An 18,756-nucleotide genomic window follows, 5' to 3' on the forward strand; every position below is an offset into this window, starting at 1 on the left:
CAATTCTTTTACGGAACGACCACGATGGGCACTCGACTGGGTGATTTGGTCGAACGCTTCGGTGGGCAGTTGGTGGGTGACCCGAACCTCGAGGTTCAGGGCATCGCACCGCTCGACAGCGCAGGCGATTCGCACATCAGCTTTCTCAGCAACAGCAAATTGCGCGCCCTGGCCGCACAGAGCCAGGCGGCGGCGCTGATCGTCTCGCCGCTCGACGACGCCACCGTCGCCACGACGTATGCCGGCGCGCGCATCGTCACCACCAACCCGTACGCCTACTTCGCCCGCGCCGCCCAGTATTTCGTGGCGCTGGACGAGATCGTCCCGCCGGCCGGCATCCATCCCGGCGCCGTCGTGCACGAGACGGCGCGCATCGCCCCGAGCGCGCACATCGGCCCGAACGTGACGGTGGAGGCGGGCGCCGTGGTCCACGCGGGCGTGCGCATCGACGCCGGCTGCTTCGTCGGCCGCGACGCCGAGATCGGGGAAGACACGCACCTGTTCGCGAACGTCACGTTCCACGCGCGCTGCAAGGTCGGCAAGCGCGGCATCCTGCATTCGGGCGCCGTGATCGGCACCGACGGTTTCGGCTTCGCGCGCGAGAACGGTGTGTACATCAAGATCCCGCAGACGGGCCGCGTGCTGCTGGGCGACGACGTCGACGTCGGCGCCAACACGACCATCGACCGCGGCGCGCTGGCCGACACCGTGATCGAGGACGGCGTGAAGCTCGACAACCAGATCCAGATCGGCCACAACTGCCACATCGGCGCGAACACGGCGATGGCCGGCTGCGTGGGGGTAGCCGGCAGCGCGAAGATCGGCAAGAATTGCACGTTCGGCGGCGCGGCCATGGTGCTGGGGCACCTGGAAATCGCGGACAACGTCCATATCTCCTCCGGCAGCATGGTGTCGCGCTCCGTGCTGGAGCCGGGGCAGTACACGGGTTTTTATCCGCTGGCCAAGAACGCCGAATGGGAAAAGAGTGCCGCCATCGTGCGCAACCTGTCCGCGCTGCGCGAGAAGATGCGCAGCCTGGAAAAACAGATCAAACAACTCACTGAACAATCAGAACAAAAATGACGACCGAAGCCACGACGAATAAAACCCTGGGGATCAACGAGATCAAGGAATACCTGCCGCACCGCTATCCGCTGCTGCTGGTGGACCGCGTGGTCGACTACGAGATCGGCAAGACCATCACCGCCATCAAGAACGTGACCGTCAACGAGGAATTCTTCAACGGCCACTTCCCGCACAAGCCGGTGATGCCGGGCGTGCTGATGATCGAGGCGCTGGCGCAGACGGCCGCGATCCTGTCGTTCATGACCATGAACGTCAAGCCGGACGAGAACTCCGTCGTGTACTTCGTCGGCATCGACAACGCGCGCTTCAAGCGCCCCGTCGAGCCGGGCGACCAGCTCAAGATGGACGTCGAGATCCTGCGCACGTCGCGCGGCATCTGGAAGTACAAGGCTGTCGCCAGCGTCGACGGCAAGGTCGCCGTCGAGGCGGAACTGATGTGCACCATCCGGGCAAACGACAAAGCGGGGCAGTGATGAGCAAGGTCCACCCGAGCGCGATCGTCGACCCGAAGGCGGAGCTGGATTCCACCGTCGAAGTCGGCCCGTATTCGATCATCGGCCCCGATGTGCGTATCGGCGCCGGCACCGTGGTGGGGCCGCACGTGGTCATCGAGGGCCACACGACGATCGGCCGCGACAACCGCATCTTCCAGTTCGCATCGCTGGGCGCCGCCCCGCAGGACAAGAAGTGGGCCGGCGAGCCGACCTGCCTCACGATCGGCGACCGCAACACGATCCGCGAATTCTGCACGTTCAACCTCGGGACCGCGCAGGATGCCGGCGTGACGCGCCTGGGCGACGACAACTGGATGTCGGCATACACGCACCTGGCGCACGACTGCCAGGTCGGCAGCAACACGATCTTCTCGAACAATGCGCAGCTCGCGGGCCACGTGCACGTGGGCGACTGGGCGATCCTGTCCGGCTACTGCGGCGTGCACCAGTTCTGCAAGATCGGCGCGCACGCGTTCATCGGCATGTACACGAGCCTCACGCAGGACGTGCCGCCGTTCGTCCTCGTCTCCGGCAACCCGGCCGAGGCGCACGGCGTGAACATCGAAGGCCTCAAGCGCCGCGGTTTCACGCGCGAGCAGATCAACGCCATCCGCGCCGCGTACAAGCACATCTACCGCTCCGGCCTCACGCTGGAAGAGGCCAAGGCCAAGCTGGCGGAAGAGGAAGCCGCCGCCGGCGACGCCGCGCCGCACATCCGCGCGCTGCGCGACTTCCTCGACAACACGAACCGTGGCATCGTCCGCTGATCCGACGGCGGCCCCGGTCTCGCTGGCCCTCGTGGCAGGCGAACTGTCGGGCGACCTGCTGGCGGCGCGCCTGATGGCGGGCGTGAAGCCGCACCTGCCGGGCGTCGCTTTTTCCGGCATCGGCGGCCCGCGCATGCTGGAGCAGGGCCTGTCGTCCGACGTGCCGATGGACACGCTCACCGTGCGCGGCCTGCTGCCCGTGCTGCTGCGCTACCGCGAACTGAAGGGCATCCAGAACCGCCTGCGCGACCGCCTGCTGGCGGAACGTCCGTCCGCGTTCATCGGCGCCGACTACCCAGGCTTCAACCTCGGCCTCGAAGAGCAGTTGCGCGCGGCCGGCATCCCGACCGTGCACTTCGTCGGTCCGCAGATCTGGGCGTGGCGGGGCGGCCGCATCAAGAAGATCCAGCGCGCCGTCTCGCACATGCTCGTGATCTTCCCGTTCGAGGAAGAGATCTATCGACAGGCCGGCGTACCCGTCACGTACATCGGCCATCCGCTGGCGGAGACGATCCCGCTCGAGCCGGACGTGCGTGCGGCGCGCCGCACCCTCGGGCTGGCGGAAGACGCACGGGTCGTCACCGTGATGCCGGGCAGCCGCATGTCGGAAATTAAATACCTGACGGCGCCGTACGTCCGGACAGTAAAACTGCTGGCGGCGCGCGATCCGTCGATCCGCTTCATCGCACCGATGGCGGGCGCGCGCCAGAAGGCGTATTTTATGGAGCTGATGGCGAAAGCCGGCTTGCAGGACGTGCCGCTGCAGCTCGTCGACGGCGAGTCGCACGCGTGCATCGCGGCGGCCGACGCCGTGCTGGCGGCGTCCGGCACGGCCACCTTGGAAGTGGCGCTGTTCAAGAAGCCGATGGTGATCGCCTACAAGGTCTTGCAGGCCGAGTGGCTGCTCATCCGGAACATGGGCTACCTGCCGTGGATCGGGCTGCCGAACATCCTGGCGCGCGAGTCCGTCGTGCCGGAATTCCTGCAGCACGCGGCGACGCCCGAGGCGCTGGCGGATGCCGTCTGGTTCCAGCTGACGGACGACAACAACCGGGTGCGGCTGCGGCAGCGCTTCACCGAAATGCATCACAGCCTGCTGCGCGACAGCGCGCGCGAAAGCGCCCGCGCCGTGCTGCAGGTGATAGGCAAAGCATGAGAAACACGAGAAAGAAGGCGGTCGATTTCTACCCGGGCCTGCCGCCGAAGAACCGCCCGTTCACGCTGGACGACATCGTCTGCGGCGTGGACGAGGCGGGGCGCGGCCCGCTGGCCGGCCCCGTGTACGCGGCGGCCGTGATCCTCGATCCGGCGCGCCCGATCGAGGGCTTGCGCGACTCGAAGAAATTGACGGAAGCGCGGCGCGACGAACTGGCGCCGCTCATCAAGGAATATGCGCTGGCGTGGGCCATCGCCGAGTGCTCGCATACGGAAATCGACACGCTGAACATCCTGCAGGCGACGATGCTGGCGATGCGCCGCGCGGTCGAGCTGCTCGCGACCGTGCCGACCATCGCGCTGATCGACGGCAACCGCTGCCCGCAGTTCGCGCCGCATATCCGCGCGCATGCCGTGGTGGAGGGCGACGACAAGGTGCATGCGATTTCGGCCGCGTCGATCCTCGCCAAGACGGCGCGCGACGCCGCGCTGGTCGCGCTACACGCCACGTATCCGCAATACGCATTCGACCAGCACAAGGGCTATTCGACGGCGCTGCACCTCGCGCGCCTGCGCGAGCACGGTCCGAGCCCGGTGCACCGGCGCACCTTCGCGCCCGTGCGCGCCCTGATCGAGCCCGACCTGTTCGGGGCGCCCGCATGAAGGGCGCGATCAAGAGCGTCACGTCGCGCGACAACCCGTTCTACAAGGAACTCAAGCATCTCGCCGGCAGCAGCCAGGCGCTGCGCAAGGCGGGGCGCTCGCTGCTGGACGGCGTCCATCTGTGCCAGGCCTACCTCGACCTCGTCGGGCAGCCGGTGCATTGCGTCGTGTCCGAAGGCGCGCTGGCGAATCCGGAAGTGGCCGCCATCGTCGACCGCGTGCAAGGGCCCATCACGGCGCTGCCGGACGCGCTGTTCGGGGCGCTGAGCCAGGTCGAACACGGCATCCACCTGCTGTTCCTGGTCGACACGCCGCGGCCCGCGCCGCCCGCCGCGTTGGCCGAATCGGCCGTGCTGCTGGACGGCGTGCAGGATCCGGGCAATGCGGGCTCGATCCTGCGCAGCGCCGGCGCGGCCGGCATCCGGCAGGTGTATTGCAGCCCCGGCACGGCCTCGATCTGGTCGCCCAAGGTGCTGCGCGCCGCGATGGGCGCCCATTTCGTGCTCGAGATTTTCGAAAACGTCGACCTGGCGCCGCTCGTGCGCGCGGCGCAAGTGCCGGTGCTGGCGACGAGCGGCTATGCGAGCGAACGGATCTACGACGTCGACCTGTCGCGCCCGGCCGCCTGGCTGCTGGGCCACGAAGGGCAGGGCGTGTCGGACGCGCTGCTGGACCTGGCCACGCACCGCGTCGCCATCCCCCACGCGGGCGCCGTGGAATCGCTGAACGTGGCCGCCTGCGCGGCCGTGTGCTTCTTCGAACAACTGCGCCAGCAACAGCGGCAGCGCCAGGCATAGACGCGCCAGGCCCGTTCGGTTACGCTTCGTGCAGGTAACGACGGAGTCATGATGGACATGGGGCAATCGCAGTTGCAGTCTTTGCACTTTCTGGTGGCGGAAGCGGACCCGGTGCAGCGCCGCGCGCTGATCGAGGCGCTAGCGCAGGTGGGCGCCACGCGCGTCACCGACGTGCCGGACGGCCCGACGGCCCTGCGCACCTTGCAGGCCAGCTTCACGCCCAGGGTGGACGTCGCCGTCATCGACCTCGACCTGGGCGGCATGGACGGCCTCGAACTGCTGCGCGCCATCGCCGCGCTGAAGTCGGCGGTGCGCCTGATCGTCGTCGGCGCCCAGCCGTCCAGCGTCCTGTTTTCCGTCGAGAGCCTCGCGCAGGCGCATGGCGTGGACCTGCTCGGGACGATCGCCAAGCCCGTCACGAGCACCAAGCTGCGCGCCCTGCTGGACAATTACCAGCCGCCGAAGCCCACGCGGGCCGGCACGCCGGGTCCGAGCTTTTCGTTCGCCGAGGTCGGCGTCGGCCTGCAGAAGCGCCAGTTCGAACCCTTCTTCCAGCCCAAGATCGAGCTCGCGACGGGCCAGGTGAAAGGCCTGGAGACGTTCGCCCGCTGGCGCCATCCCGAGCACGGCATGCTGGGACCGTCGTCCTTCATCGGCGCGCTGGAGCAGAACGACCGCATCGACTTCCTCGACTGGACGATGCTGGAGATGTCGGTCGAGCGCTGCCGCCGCTACCACGACCAGGGCATCCCGATCTCGATCTCGCTGAACCTGGCGCCGGCGACGCTGGCGCATCCGAACTTCATCCGCCAGGTGGCGTCGACGATGAAGCGCCACGGCGTGCTGCCCGACTACCTGACGTTCGAGATGACGGAATCGGCGATCCTCAGCTTCGACGCCGACTTCATCGAGCGCCTCGTGCGCCTGCGCATGATGGGCTTCGGCCTCGCGATCGACGACTACGGCACGGGGCGCTCGAACCTGCAGATCCTGGCCCGCATCCCGTTCTCCGAACTCAAGATCGACCGCTCGTTCGTGGACGGCGCATCGAAGAAACGCCCGCTGGGCACCGTGCTGAAATCGTGCCTGGGGCTGGCGCACAGCCTGGACCGGATGTCGGTCGCCGTGGGCGTCGAGACCCGCCAGGACTGGGATTTCCTGCAGGGGCTCGGGTGCACGTACGCGCAGGGGTACCACATCGCCAATCCGATGGCGGCGGACGAGTTTCCGGGCTGGCTGGAAGACTGGCGCCACTTCTTCTGAGGAGGGGAGCGGAGGGGATGGGTCAGAGCCCGGTGTTTCTTTTGGGGCTCTGACCCTGGTGCCTGGCGGCGGCGCGTCCGAGCACCAGCGTCCGAGCACCGGCGGCGCGTCTGAGCACCGGGGTCAGAGCCCAACCGGCAACACCGGGCTCTGACCCCTGCCCGTCAATACTCGCGGCGATCTGGCTTGATCTCCTGGAGAATGGTCGTCGAAATCTCTTCGATCGACTTGGTCGTCGACGACAACCAGCGAATGCCTTCGCGCCGCATCAGCTGCTCGGCCTCGTTCACCTCGTAGCGGCAGTTCTCCAGCGACGCATACTTGCTGCCCGCGCGCCGCTCGTTGCGGATCTCGGACAGCCGCTCCGGCGTGATGGTCAGGCCGAAGATCTTGTGCTTGAACGGCGGCAGCGCCGACGGCAGCTTGTCGCGTTCGAAATCGTCCGGGATCAGCGGGTAGTTCGCCGCCTTGATCCCGTATTGCATGGCCAGGTACAGGCTCGTGGGCGTCTTGCCCGAGCGCGACACGCCCACGAGGATCACGTCCGCATCCGCCAGGTTCTTGTGCGACTGGCCGTCGTCGTGCGCCAGCGAGAAGTTGATGGCCTCGATGCGGTTCTTGTACTCCTCGGTATCGACGACGTTGTGGATGCGGCCGATCGTGTGCGTCGACTTCACCCGCAGTTCCTGCTCGAGCGGGGCGACGAAGGTCTGGAACAGGTCCATGTGCATGCCCTGCGCGGCGCGGATCACGGCGGACAGGTCGTGCTTGACGAGGGTGGAGAACACGATCGGGCGCTGGTTGTCGGCGATGGCGACGTCGTTGATGCGGCGCGCGGCCTCGTAGGCTTTTTCGATCGTATCGATGAACGGCAGGCGGATCTGCCGGAAGCGCATTTCGAATTGGCTCAGCACCGCGTGGCCGAAAGTTTCCGCCGTGATGCCGGTGCCGTCGGACACGAAGAAGACGGTGCGCGCGGCGTCTGGACTCGCTGGAGTGCTCGGGAGGGACATGATGTTTTTTTGGACAGATAATGACAAAGTTGCAGCCCCAGGGCTGTGAAACCCAGTCGCGCGGGGTAAAATGTTGGGCAACGGGTTGTGAGATTGTGCTGTACGACGCCAAGAATAACAAGAAATCCCCCGGAAACCGACCAGCCTGCCGCGCGAAGCCGGCCAGGAGCACGCGTGTGTTTCATGCGCAGTGCCCGGCCCGCCGCCGCCTCGCCAGGCTTGTCCGTCATCCGGCCGTCGGCCGATCCGCCGTGCAGATTTCCATCATCAAAAAGGTGTTTTACCATGACTAACCTGTCGAATGCAGTACTGAAGGTGCCCGACCCAACAGCGTCCGCGGAAAGTGTGTATGTCGCGTCGTTCGAGAACCTGCGCATGACCGACGTCGAGTCGGTCGGCGGCAAGAACGCGTCGCTCGGCGAGATGATCAGCCAGCTGGCCGAAGCCGGCGTGCGCGTGCCGGGCGGCTTCGCCACGACGGCGCAAGCCTTCCGCGACTTCCTGAACCACGGCATCGACGGCGGCCCATCGCTGGGCGACCGCATCGCGACCCGCCTCGAAGGCCTGGACATCGACGACGTCCGTTCGCTGGCAGCAAGCGGCGCGGAGATCCGCCAGTGGATCGTCGACACCCCGTTCCAGCCGCGCCTGCAGCAGGAAATCGAAGCCTTCTACGACCGCCTCGTCGCCGACTCCGACACCGAGGTCTCGTTCGCCGTGCGCTCGTCCGCCACGGCGGAAGACCTGCCGGACGCCTCGTTCGCGGGCCAGCAGGAGACCTTCCTGAACGTGGTCGGCATCGACAACGTGCTGGAAGCGATGAAGCACGTGTTCGCATCGCTGTACAACGACCGCGCCATTTCCTACCGCGTGCATAAAGGCTTCACGCACGCCGAAGTCGCCCTGTCGGCCGGCGTGCAGCGCATGGTCCGTTCCGACACCGGCGCCGCCGGCGTCATGTTCACCATCGACACGGAATCCGGCTTCAAGGACGTCGTGTTCGTCACGTCGAGCTACGGCCTGGGCGAGACCGTCGTGCAGGGCGCCGTCAACCCGGACGAGTTCTACGTGCACAAGCCGATGCTGGAGCAGGGCAAGAAGCCCGTCATCCGCAAGAACATCGGCTCGAAACTGATCAAGATGGAATTCACCGCCGAGGCGAAAGCCGGCCGCTCGGTGCAGACCGTCGACGTGCCGATCGAAATGCGCAACCGCTACTCGCTGCTGGACGAGGAAGTCGTCGAGCTGGCCAAGTACGCCGTGATCATCGAGAAGCACTACGGCCGCCCGATGGACATCGAGTGGGGCAAGGACGGCCGCGACGGCAAGCTGTACATCCTGCAGGCGCGCCCGGAAACCGTGAAGTCGCAGCAGAAGGCGACCGACTCCCAGCAGCGCTTCAAGCTGAAGGGCACCGGCACCGTGCTGACGTCGGGCCGCGCGATCGGCCAGAAGATCGGCGCCGGGCCGGTCCGCGTGATCCACGATCCGTCGGAAATGGAGCGCGTGCAGCCGGGCGACGTCCTCGTTGCCGACATGACGGACCCGAACTGGGAACCCGTCATGAAGCGCGCCTCCGCGATCGTGACGAACCGCGGCGGCCGCACCTGCCACGCGGCGATCATCGCCCGTGAACTGGGCGTACCCGCGGTCGTCGGCTGCGGCGACGCGACCGAGACGCTGAAGGACGGCACGTTCGTGACCGTGTCCTGCGCCGAAGGCGACGAAGGCCGCATCTACGACGGCCTGCTGGAAACGGAAGTGACGGAATCGGTGCGCGGCGAGCTGCCGAAGATCCCGACCAAGATCATGATGAACGTCGGTAACCCGCAGCTGGCGTTCGACTTCCAGGCGATCCCGAACAACGGCGTGGGCCTGGCCCGCCTGGAGTTCATCATCAACAACAACATCGGCGTGCACCCGAAGGCGATCCTCGAGTACCCGAACATCGACAACGACCTGAAGAAGGCCGTGGAGTCGGTCGCGCGCGGCCACGCGTCGCCGCGCGCGTTCTACGTCGACAAGCTGGCCGAAGGCGTGGCGACGATCGCCGCCGCGTTCTGGCCGAAGCCCGTCATCGTGCGCCTGTCCGACTTCAAGTCGAACGAGTACAAGAAGCTGATCGGCGGTTCGCGCTACGAGCCGGACGAGGAAAACCCGATGCTGGGCTTCCGCGGCGCCGCGCGCTACCTGGCCGACGACTTCGCCGAGTCGTTCGAAATGGAATGCATGGCCATGAAGCGCGTGCGCGAAGAGATGGGCCTCACGAACGTCGAGATCATGATCCCGTTCGTGCGCACCCTGGGCCAGGCCGAGAAGGTCATCGCCCTGCTGGGCAAGTACGGCCTGAAGCGCGGCGAGAACGGCCTGCGCGTCATCATGATGTGCGAGGTCCCGTCGAACGCCATCCTGGCCGAGCAATTCCTGCAGTACTTCGACGGGTTCTCGATCGGCTCCAACGACCTCACGCAGCTCACGCTGGGCCTGGACCGCGACTCCGGCATGGAGCTGCTGGCCAAGGACTTCGACGAGCGCGACCCGGCCGTGAAGGCGATGCTGTCGCTGGCGATCAAGGCCTGCCGCGCACAGGGCAAGTACATCGGCATCTGCGGCCAGGGGCCGTCCGACAATCCCGACTTCGCCGTGTGGCTGGTGGAGCAGGGCATCGAGTCGATGTCGCTGAATCCGGACTCGGTGATCGATACGTGGCAAAAGCTGGCGTCGCTGTAAGCGGCTGAACGCCCGATGAAAAACCGCTGCGGGGTCGATGGCCCCGCGGCGGTTTTTTTATGCGCGCGCGATACGGCGGCATCACGCGTGGCGCCTGATCGACGCGCCGGCGTCAATCATCCCGCGCTACGTTCGCATGCCGCGGGACGCGTCACCCTTGGGCCCCTGCCTTCGCAGGGGCGACGGTCTTACGGCTGGCGAAAGAAGCCGGTCGGATCGACCCTGGTGCCCGAGGCAGGACCGTAGGGCGGGCTCCCCGAGCCCGCGCGGACGCGCGCGATGCGGCGGCATCACGCGTGCGCCGTGTTCCCGTGCAGCTGCCGGAACGCCCGCTGGAACTCGTCGAGGTGGCGCGTGAACGGCGCCGGCGCGAGCGGGCGCAGGCGCGCGAGCAGCGCTTCGCCCTCGGCCACGCGCTCCGTCTCCAGGCAGGCGCGCAGCAGGTTGAAACCGGCCTGCGGACCGTGCTTGGCCGGTTCGTAGACAGGCCCCACCAGCGTGACGATCAGGCCCGTGTGGCCGTGCCGGCCCAGGTCGGCGGCCATCGTCATCAGCGCGCCGCCGTCCACCTCGGCCGCGGCCAGCACGGCCGTGTACTGGTCGCGCGCCGCCGGCAGGTCGCCCGCCGCCAGGTGGTGCCGGGCCAGCACGAGCTGCGCGCGCCAGCTGCCCGGCAAGCCGCACACATCCCGCAGGGCCGCCAGGAAGCCGGCCTCGCCGGCGCGCTCGCGCTCGATGGCGAGCCAGCCGTTCAACGCGTGGTCGAAGTTCGGATCGAGCCGGACGGCGCGCCGCAGCAGGTCGGACGTCGCCGCAGCAATGCCCCGGTCATGCGCCACCTTCGCCAGATTTGTCAGCAGCGCGGCCGTTTCGCCGACGGCCCGGATGCCGGCCCGCAGCGCGGCGTCGGCGTCGTCCAGCCGTCCGCTTTCCAGCAGGACGATGCCGTGCGCGACGTGGCTGCGTTCAGGCAGGCCGTCGATCTCGACGAGGCGCGCCGCTGCTGTCATCAACTCGGGCGCGAAGCCGTCGGACAGCGCGGACATGATCGTGGCGTACAACGCATCCGGGCTGTTCCAGTGCAGCTTGAGCTGCGGATGCAGAACGGTGTCGCGCCATTCCGCGCGCGGCATCATCACCTGGCGGCCGTGTTCGTCATAGGCCGCGATGGCGTCGTGCGTCGCGGGGGCCGGCAGTGCGGGTTTGCGGGGACGGAAGGCGGCAAGAAGGCGTCGAAACATGGCATTCTCCAGGTGGGCAATACAGCGCATTATCGATTTCATTTCCACATGGAAATTGATTTTCCCCGGTGGCCAGGTCGCGATCCGATCTGGGTCAATGTCGCGGCGACGCAGGATAATAGAAAAACTTAATTCATGCGCAACAAAAGTTGCACTTCGTAAATTTCTCAGCCACGGAATTTGTTGAGCCAAGAGCAACAAATAGTTGACGTGGGGCGCAGAAACGTTACACTTTGGCAAACTTGTTTTGACGGAGACCGTTGATGAAACGCTTGGCCTTGTTGTCGATCATGGCAGGTGCGATGTGGGCGGGCGCCTGCCAGGCCGCCGAGCCCGGCTTGTGCAAATCCATGTGCGATGCCGATCAGCGCGAATGCCGGGCGCATGGCCGTGAACTGGCCGCGGAAAATGGCTCGCCGCTGCTCGACATGCCGGAGAAAAACCCATTGGCGCGCGGCGCGCAGTTGCAGGTGCCCACCGAATCGTCGCGCGCGATCGACAATGCGGGCACGCAAGCGCGCAGGATGGGCCATGCCGGCGCCTGCGACGCGACTTACCTGCGCTGCACCCGTGCCTGCGCCGCGCCGTCCGCTTCTTCCGTCGTGAAGCCGGCGACCGCCCAGCGCGACGGCATCCGACCGGCGCTTGTCCGTTGACTCCGCGCGTAGACGCAGTAGACTGGGATAGCGCCCATGCAACCCTCGTCACCCGGAGCGGGCGGCGGGGGTTTTTCATTTGTTCGATCCGACATGGAGGAAACCATGGCTGACTGGATGGGCTGGCTGGTCGCAGCCGGCGTACTCGTGATCCTTGAATTGTTCACCGGGACCTTTTACCTGTTGATGGTCGCCATCGGCCTCGCGGTGGGCGGCGGCGTCGCGCTGGCCGGCGCCGCAGCGCCGGTGCAGGCGATCGCCGCCGCCGTCGTGGGCGTGCTCGCCACGGGCCTGCTGCACCGCTCGCGCTTCGGCCGCGCCACCAAGACCGACGCCCGGCGCGACCGCAACGTCAACCTTGACATCGGCCAGCGCGTCACCGTGCCGGCCTGGGACAACGGCCGCGCGCGCGTGATGTACCGCGGCGCGCTGTGGGACGTCGAGCTCACGCAGGGCATCGCGCCCCATGCGGGCGAGTTCCGCATCGTCGAGGTGCAGGGCAGCCGGCTCGTGGTGGCGAATCCATGAAGACGGCGCACGTCCTCATCCTGCTGGTCGCGGTGACGCTGGTGGCCGGCGTCGTCGATGCGCGCGACATGGCGCTGCACATCCAGTCCAACGGCTGGGCCGTCCTGTCCACTGTGCTGTTCAGCTTCCTGAGCTTTTGCTGGTATCGCATCGACAGCGAGGCGCGCCGGTACCGGCGCTCGCGCTGGCTCAACGTCGGCATCGTCATGCTGGCGATCGTCGCCGTACCGTACTACATCGCGCGCAGCCGTCCGGCCGGGCAGAAGAGCCGCGCCCTCCTGCGGCTGGCGGGGTTCTGCGTGCTGCTCGGCGCCGCGGGGGCGCTCGGCGGCATCGCCTACGAATGGCTCGGCCCATCCCCCATCTGATTCGTCGTTCAACCGTCAACCCAAAGGATGACCATGGAATTCTCGTTTGGAACCGTCGCGCTGGTGATCTTCATCGTCGCCCTGGTGTTCGTCTTCAAGACCATCAACGTCGTGCCGCAGCAGCACGCGTGGGTGGTCGAACGGCTCGGCAAATTCCACGCCACGCTGGCGCCGGGCCTGAACATCGTCGTGCCGTTCATCGACCGCATCGCCTACAAGCACAGCCTGAAGGAGATCCCGCTCGACGTGCCGCCGCAGGTCTGCATCACGAAGGACAACACGCAGCTGCAGGTGGACGGCATCCTGTACTTCCAGGTGACTGACCCCATGCGTGCGTCGTACGGCTCGTCCAACTATATCCAGGCCATCACGCAGCTGGCGCAGACGACGCTGCGTTCCGTGGTCGGCCGCATGGAGCTGGACAAGACGTTCGAGGAGCGCGACCACATCAACACGACGGTCGTCAACGCGATCGACGAATCGGCCGCCAACTGGGGCGTCAAGGTGCTGCGCTACGAGATCAAGGACCTCACGCCGCCGGCCGAGATCCTGCATTCGATGCAGCGCCAGATCACGGCCGAGCGCGAGAAGCGCGCGCTGATCGCCGCGTCCGAAGGCCGGCGCCAGGAAGCCATCAATATCGCGAGCGGCGAGCGCGAGGCGGCCATCGCCCGTTCCGAAGGCGAGAAGCAGGCCGCCATCAACCGCGCGCAGGGCGAGGCCGCGGCGATCATCGCGCTGGCCGACGCCAGCGCCAGCGCGCTGCGCCAGGTGGGCGAGGCGATCCGCGCGCCGGGCGGCATCGATGCCGTCAACCTGCGCGTGGCCGAGCACTACGTCGACGCCTTCGGCAAGCTGGCCAAGACGAATAATTCGATCATCGTCCCGGCCGACATGGGCGATATGAGTGGCCTGATCGCATCGGCGCTCACGATCGTGAAGTCGCAGAGAACCTGAACATGATGATGGTCAACGGCAACTTCTGCCGCTTCCTTAAGCTGGCAGGCGACATCAAGCCGCGCTGACCGGGGGCGGGGGACGCCCCCGCCGGCGGCGCACGGGAGCCGCGATGAGTCACCAGCGTGTCGTGTTGTGGATCATGGCCTTGATGGCCGGTACGGGCCTGGTCGACGCCGGCCATGCCGACGACGCCGCCCAGCTGCATCCGCTGGTGGGCGTCGTCGTCAGCTACCTGTGCTTCTTGTGGTATCGCGGCGATAGCGACGCGCGCGGCTACCGCAGGTCGCGCTGGCTCAGCGTGGCCGTCGTGGCGTTCGCGGTGGCGACGATTCCGTACTACCTCGTGCGCAGCCGGCGCGACGGCGAGCGCGGGGCCGCATTGATGGCGTACGCCGCCTACCTCGCGGCGGCGGCGTTTGCCGTGTGGGTCGGCATGGCCATCCACATCGGGTTGGCCTAGCCCTGCTCAGAAATCGACGGTCGCCGACACGGTCACGGTGCGCGGCGCCCCGAGCACCAGATAGCCATAGCCCGGATACCCGCCGGCCGACGCCCAGTCATCGCGCCCCAGCGCATTGTCCACGCGCGCGCGCAGCGTGACGTCGCGGTCGAGCACGCGCGTCGCATAGCTGGCGCCCAGGTCGAGGCGCGTCCACGCCGGCAGCTTCTGCGTGTTGGCCGCATCCGCGTACTGGTTCGACGTGTAGACGGCGCGCGCGTTCAGCGACAGGCCGGCCACCTGCGGCACGTCCCAGTCGGCGCCGACGTTCAGCTGTGTGTCCGGCACCCCGATCGCATCCTTGCCTTCGTTGACCGCGCCCGCCGTGCGGCGCTGCTCGGTGTCCAGCAGGGTGAGGCCGCCGAGCACGCGCAGGCCGCGCATCGGCATGCCGAACACGGACAGTTCCAGGCCCTGGTTGCGCTGCTCGCCGTACACACCGAAGTGGCGATTTTTCACATAGCCCATCGGCTGCGATGTCGTGAACAGGGCGGCGCTCATGCCAAGCTTGCCGCTGTCGTACTTGACCCCGACCTCCTTCTGGCGGGACGTGTACGGGGCGAAGATTTCGCCCTGGTTGTCGATGTTCGTGCCCGATGCGACGGGGCCCTGCTGCAGCGCCTCGATATAGTTGGCATAGACCGACACGTTCTTTAGCGGCTTGTAGACGATGCCCGCGACCGGCGTGTTGGCGCTCGCGTCGTACGCGCTGTTCTGCGCACCGGTGTTGTAATCGTAGCCGTAGGACTTGATGCGCTGGTGGCGCACGCCGGCCGTCACGCGCACGGTATCGTCGAGGAACGACAGCGTGTCCGCGACGGCGTAGCTGGACAGGATGGATTTCTGCGTCAGCAGCGGGTTCGCCAGCACGCCGCCGACGAACGCGGTGGCGGAAGGCGGCGCCACGTCGACGGGGCGGTACAGGTCCGACGGCCAGCCGGCGAAGTCGCCGAACGCGTACGCATTGTCCGACCTGAGTTCGAACGCCGACGCGGTGGCGCTGATCGTGTGTTGTACGCCGCCCGTGGCGAGGTCGCCGCGCACGCCGATCTCGCCCGTGCGCACATGGTCCTCGCGCTCGTTGTCGAAGCGCGTCATGACGGTGGCGCCGTTGTCGTCGGTCGTCGTCGGCGACGAGATCGTGTTCGATTCGCGGCCGGTGCGCGCGCCCATCGCGGCCCACGCGACCACGCCCGGCGCGAGGTCGACCTCGCCGCGCACCGTGCCGAACGTGTCGCGCTCGTTCGAATGCGTCCACGGCTGCGCGAAATTGCTGCTGGCGTCCGGCGCGGCGGGGAGCGCGAGGCCGGTGCCGGCCGTGACGCTCGGGCGGCCGTTGCGCAGCCGGTGGTCCTGGTAGCCGACGTCGGCCGAGAGACGGTAGTTGTCGCCGCGGTAGTCCAGGCCGACCGCGAACACCGACAGCGCGCGCTTCTCGCGGTCGACCGCTGTGTCGCCGTCGCGCCGCACGGCGTTCACGCGGATGCCCGCGTGGTCGCCGGTACCGAAGCGGCGCGCGACGTCGGCCGCCACGTATTTCTGGCCGCCCGATTCGAGGCCGACGGTGACCTCGTTCAGCGGCTTGTTCGGCGCCCGCTTGGGCAGCAGGTTGATCATGCCGCCGATGCCGCCGCCGCCCGGCGCCGCGCCGTTGATGAAGCTGTTCGCGCCGCGCAGCACTTCCACGCGTTCCAGCAGCTCGCTCGCCACGAACTGGCGCGGCAATAAACCGTATAAACCGTTATACGCGAGGTCGTCCGAGTTCACCGCGAAGCCGCGGATCACGTACAGCTCCTGGTAATTGCCGAAACCGCGCGCCACGCGCACGGACGGGTCGTTCTGCACGACGTCCGCCACGCTCTTCGCCTGCTGGTCCTGGATCAGCGCCTGCGTGTAATTGGTGGCGTTGAACGGCGCGTCCATGATGTCCACGTTCCCCAGCAGGCCGAGACGCCCGCCGCGCGCCACCTGGCCGCCGGCATAGGCGGCGGGCAGGCCCTGGGCCGAGGCGTCGGCGGACGCGGTGACGACGACCGTGGCGATGCCGTCGGCGGTCGTCTGGGCCGCGGCGGATGCGGCGAGGAGCAGGGCGCCGATGGCGATCGGCGTGAGGGCGGTACGGTGAAACGGTGCGAGCGGCATGGAGATTTCTGAGTGGCTTAATGAGAATGGTTCTCATTATAGCGAGCGATCTTGCATTCGTAAATGAGAACCATTATTATCTGGACTCTGCCGCAACACCGCTTCCCATGTCTCCCGCAAACGTCCGCCGCTGGTCCTGGATCCATACCTGGAGCAGCCTGGCCTGCACCGCCTTCATGCTCCTGCTGTGCCTGACCGGCCTGCCGCTGATCTGGCGCCACGAGATCGGCCACCTGCTCGGCAACGACATCGAGGCGCCGCCGCTGGCGGCCGCCCAGGCGTCGGCGCCGCCGCCCAGCCTCGACCGCGTGATCGCCGCGGGCCGGGCCCGCTATCCGCACAAGGTCATGATGTACATGTCGCAGGAGCCGGACGACCCCGCGCTCTGGTTCCTGACGATGGGCGAGCACGCGACCGATCCCGACTTCAAGAGCATCGCCATCGACGCGCGCACCGCGCGATTCGTCGGCGAGCCGCCGATCGAGGGCGGCGGCGTCATGCAGTTCATCTTCCACCTGCACGTCGACCTGTTCGCGGGCGTGTGGGGCAAGCTGTTCCTGGGCGCCATGGGCATGCTGCTGCTGGCCGCCATCGTGTCCGGCGCCGTGCTGTACGCGCCGTTCATGCGCAAGCTCGATTTCGGTACGGTGCGCCGCGGCCGCACGGCGCGCCTGAAATGGCTCGACCTGCACAACCTGCTGGGCATCGTGACGCTCGTGTGGGGCCTCGTCGTGGGCGCGACCGGCGTCGTCAACACGCTGGCCGACGTGCTGCTGCAGGTCTGGCAGGCCACCGAGATCGCCGCGATGACGACGCCGTACGCGGGCCAGCCGGCGCCCGCGGCGTTCGCGCCGGTCGAGGCGACGGTGCGCAATGCGGAGCGCGCGGCGCCGGGCATGCGCGTCGGCTTCGTCGCGTTCCCCGGCACGCCGTTCGCGAGCCCCCATCACTACGGCGTCTACATGCACGGCGACGCGCCCCTGACCGCGCGGCTCTACACGCCGGTGCTGGTCGACGCGCGGACGGCCGCCGTCACCGACCGCCGCGACCTGCCGTGGTACCTGACGACGTTGCTGCTGTCGCAGCCGCTGCATTTCGGCGACTACGGCGGCGCCGGCATGAAGGTCGTGTGGACGCTGCTCGACGTCGCGACCACCGTCGTGCTGGGCAGCGGCCTGTATCTGTGGCTGCGGCGCGGGCGTGCCGCCGCGCGGCCGGCACGCGTGCCCGCGCAGGCCGCGCCCGCGCTCGCGCGCGACGGGGAGGCCGATTGAGCGCGCCGGACGGCACGCTGCGCCGCGTCTGGGCGATGCCGATCGCGCTCGGCGTGCTGACGCTCGCGGGCCTCGTCGCGGGGCTGCTGGCGGATGGCGCATGGGACGTCGCCGCCGTCGCCGCGCTGGCGCTGCCGCTGGCCGTAGGCGCGTGGCATGTGCTCCGGCCCGCGCGTTCGCCGCGTTGAACCGGGCGGCGTGCATGCATACCGCGCTTTAATTCTCTGTTAAGCATGCGCCCGGCGAAGCCGCGTATAACATCCGCAGAATATCCACAAACGAGGAGTCCTGAATGCAGAACTGGGTGCGCAACAACAAGGGTTTCCTGGCGTTTCTCGTCCTGTTCGGCATGTTCCGCACGGCGGTGGCGGACTGGAATCCGATCCCGTCGGCGTCGATGCATCCGAACCTGCTCGAAGGCGACGTCGTGCTCGTGAACCGCCTCGCCTTCGACCTGAAGGTCCCGCTCACGGACGTCGTGCTGGCGCACCTCGGCGAGCCGCGCCGCGGCGACATCGTCACGTTCCGCTCGCCGCGCGACCGTACCCTGTTGATCAAGCGCGTCGTGGCGCTGCCGGGCGACGTCGTCGAGATGCGCAACGAGCGCCTGTTCATCAACGGCCGCGGCGCCGATTACCGCGTCGTCGAACAATCGCTCGATTCCGTCGGCGGCACGGCGATGCGCGCGCTGCAGCTGGCCGAATCGTGGGGCGGCAAGACGGCGCAGCCGCGCCGCCACATCCAGATCATGCCGGACGTGCTGGCGCCGCGCACCTTCGGCCCCGTCACCGTGCCGCAGGGCGAATACCTGATGCTGGGCGATAACCGCGACAACAGCGCCGACTCGCGCGTGATCGGCCTGGTGCCGCGCAAGCTGCTGGTGGGCCGTGCCGAACGCGTGCTCGTCTCCGCCGACTACCAGGGCAACTGGATGCCGCGCACCGAGCGCTTCGGCATGTCGCTGTACCGCCCCGACTGATCGCGTGCGCGCAGGCGGCACTGGCTGCGCCTGCGTGCCCTCGGTGTTCGAGCGCCGCCGCCATCCGGGCGCGGCGGCGCGGCGGCGCCAGGACGGCGCTCGCGTTTCCCGCTACAATTTCGTCCCTCGGACGCTCGCATG

19 protein-coding genes are annotated in these 18,756 nt (G+C 67.7%); 16 read left to right on the forward strand and 3 right to left on the reverse strand.

Features of this window, described 5'->3' with window-relative positions; translation table 11 throughout:
* Window positions 1–24 precede the first annotated feature (24 nt).
* From lpxD to U9J41_RS02925, 7 genes are read left to right on the forward strand one after another with little or no spacing between them, the layout of a single operon-like run.
* On the forward strand, window positions 25–1,083 hold the full coding sequence (gene lpxD, locus U9J41_RS02895; RefSeq protein WP_322400078.1) for a UDP-3-O-(3-hydroxymyristoyl)glucosamine N-acyltransferase: 1,059 nt from the start codon (window positions 25–27) through the stop codon (window positions 1,081–1,083).
* Window positions 1,080–1,559 carry a 3-hydroxyacyl-ACP dehydratase FabZ gene (gene fabZ / locus U9J41_RS02900; protein ID WP_322400079.1) on the forward strand — a complete coding sequence of 160 codons (480 nt, stop codon included), beginning with the start codon at window positions 1,080–1,082 and terminating at the stop codon, window positions 1,557–1,559. Before lpxD ends, fabZ begins: the two co-directional genes overlap by 4 nt.
* Window positions 1,559–2,347, forward strand: a complete 789-nt coding sequence (gene lpxA, locus U9J41_RS02905) for an acyl-ACP--UDP-N-acetylglucosamine O-acyltransferase (RefSeq protein WP_322400081.1) — start codon at window positions 1,559–1,561, stop codon at window positions 2,345–2,347. Before fabZ ends, lpxA begins: the two co-directional genes overlap by 1 nt.
* Window positions 2,331–3,503, forward strand: a complete 1,173-nt coding sequence (gene lpxB / locus U9J41_RS02910; protein ID WP_322400083.1) for a lipid-A-disaccharide synthase — start codon at window positions 2,331–2,333, stop codon at window positions 3,501–3,503. The genes lpxA and lpxB overlap by 17 nt, the downstream gene beginning before the upstream one ends.
* Window positions 3,500–4,165: a ribonuclease HII gene (gene rnhB / locus U9J41_RS02915; RefSeq protein WP_322400084.1), complete on the forward strand. Its 666-nt coding sequence runs from the start codon at window positions 3,500–3,502 to the stop codon at window positions 4,163–4,165. Before lpxB ends, rnhB begins: the two co-directional genes overlap by 4 nt.
* An 8-nt stretch (window positions 4,166–4,173) precedes the next feature.
* Window positions 4,174–4,962: a TrmH family RNA methyltransferase gene (locus U9J41_RS02920; protein WP_322400146.1), complete on the forward strand. Its 789-nt coding sequence runs from the start codon at window positions 4,174–4,176 to the stop codon at window positions 4,960–4,962.
* A 48-nt stretch (window positions 4,963–5,010) separates the two neighbouring features.
* Window positions 5,011–6,225 (forward strand): EAL domain-containing response regulator, encoded by a 1,215-nt coding sequence (locus U9J41_RS02925; protein ID WP_322400086.1) that lies wholly within the window; start codon window positions 5,011–5,013, stop codon window positions 6,223–6,225.
* Between the two features lie 164 nt (window positions 6,226–6,389).
* On the opposite strand, the gene ppsR is transcribed toward U9J41_RS02925, so the two are convergent.
* Window positions 6,390–7,238: a posphoenolpyruvate synthetase regulatory kinase/phosphorylase PpsR gene (gene ppsR / locus U9J41_RS02930; protein ID WP_322400087.1), complete on the reverse strand. Its 849-nt coding sequence runs from the start codon at window positions 7,236–7,238 to the stop codon at window positions 6,390–6,392.
* A gap of 375 nt (window positions 7,239–7,613) precedes the next feature.
* On the opposite strand from ppsR, the gene ppsA reads away from it, so the two are divergent.
* Window positions 7,614–9,968, forward strand: coding sequence for a phosphoenolpyruvate synthase (gene ppsA / locus U9J41_RS02935; protein ID WP_322400148.1), 2,355 nt, complete (start codon window positions 7,614–7,616; stop codon window positions 9,966–9,968).
* Between the two features lie 290 nt (window positions 9,969–10,258).
* Here the strand turns inward: ppsA and U9J41_RS02940 are convergent, their stop codons facing one another.
* On the reverse strand, window positions 10,259–11,209 hold the full coding sequence (locus U9J41_RS02940) for a tetratricopeptide repeat protein (RefSeq protein ID WP_322400089.1): 951 nt from the start codon (window positions 11,207–11,209) through the stop codon (window positions 10,259–10,261).
* A gap of 278 nt (window positions 11,210–11,487) precedes the next feature.
* Here U9J41_RS02940 and U9J41_RS02945 point away from each other — a divergent pair, with 278 nt between their 5' ends.
* From U9J41_RS02945 to U9J41_RS02965, 5 genes are all read left to right on the forward strand, one after another.
* Window positions 11,488–11,865: a hypothetical protein gene (locus tag U9J41_RS02945; protein WP_322400091.1), complete on the forward strand. Its 378-nt coding sequence runs from the start codon at window positions 11,488–11,490 to the stop codon at window positions 11,863–11,865.
* A 105-nt stretch (window positions 11,866–11,970) separates the two neighbouring features.
* Complete coding sequence (locus tag U9J41_RS02950) at window positions 11,971–12,393, forward strand: NfeD family protein (RefSeq protein WP_322400092.1); 423 nt, start codon at window positions 11,971–11,973, stop codon at window positions 12,391–12,393.
* Window positions 12,390–12,761, forward strand: coding sequence for a hypothetical protein (locus U9J41_RS02955; protein WP_322400093.1), 372 nt, complete (start codon window positions 12,390–12,392; stop codon window positions 12,759–12,761). Before U9J41_RS02950 ends, U9J41_RS02955 begins: the two co-directional genes overlap by 4 nt.
* 33 nt (window positions 12,762–12,794) lie before the next feature.
* A complete protein-coding gene (locus tag U9J41_RS02960; protein WP_322400095.1) occupies window positions 12,795–13,718 on the forward strand; it encodes an SPFH domain-containing protein in 924 nt (307 codons plus the stop codon).
* Between the two features lie 112 nt (window positions 13,719–13,830).
* Window positions 13,831–14,181, forward strand: a complete 351-nt coding sequence (locus U9J41_RS02965; protein WP_322400097.1) for a hypothetical protein — start codon at window positions 13,831–13,833, stop codon at window positions 14,179–14,181.
* A gap of 6 nt (window positions 14,182–14,187) precedes the next feature.
* On the opposite strand, the gene U9J41_RS02970 is transcribed toward U9J41_RS02965, so the two are convergent.
* Window positions 14,188–16,362 (reverse strand): TonB-dependent receptor, encoded by a 2,175-nt coding sequence (locus U9J41_RS02970; RefSeq protein ID WP_322400098.1) that lies wholly within the window; start codon window positions 16,360–16,362, stop codon window positions 14,188–14,190.
* Between the two features lie 107 nt (window positions 16,363–16,469).
* On the opposite strand from U9J41_RS02970, the gene U9J41_RS02975 reads away from it, so the two are divergent.
* The 3 genes from U9J41_RS02975 to lepB all read left to right on the forward strand — a co-directional run bounded on the left by U9J41_RS02975 (window position 16,470) and on the right by lepB (window position 18,615).
* On the forward strand, window positions 16,470–17,636 hold the full coding sequence (locus U9J41_RS02975; protein WP_322400100.1) for a PepSY-associated TM helix domain-containing protein: 1,167 nt from the start codon (window positions 16,470–16,472) through the stop codon (window positions 17,634–17,636).
* Complete coding sequence (locus tag U9J41_RS02980) at window positions 17,633–17,824, forward strand: hypothetical protein (protein WP_322400102.1); 192 nt, start codon at window positions 17,633–17,635, stop codon at window positions 17,822–17,824. Before U9J41_RS02975 ends, U9J41_RS02980 begins: the two co-directional genes overlap by 4 nt.
* Before the next feature lie 104 nt (window positions 17,825–17,928).
* Window positions 17,929–18,615 (forward strand): signal peptidase I, encoded by a 687-nt coding sequence (gene lepB, locus U9J41_RS02985; RefSeq protein WP_322400104.1) that lies wholly within the window; start codon window positions 17,929–17,931, stop codon window positions 18,613–18,615.
* Window positions 18,616–18,756 lie beyond the last annotated feature (141 nt).

It is taken from the genome of Massilia luteola (genome assembly GCF_034420155.1).
In the GTDB taxonomy this organism is placed as follows: domain Bacteria; phylum Pseudomonadota; class Gammaproteobacteria; order Burkholderiales; family Burkholderiaceae_D; genus Telluria; species Telluria luteola.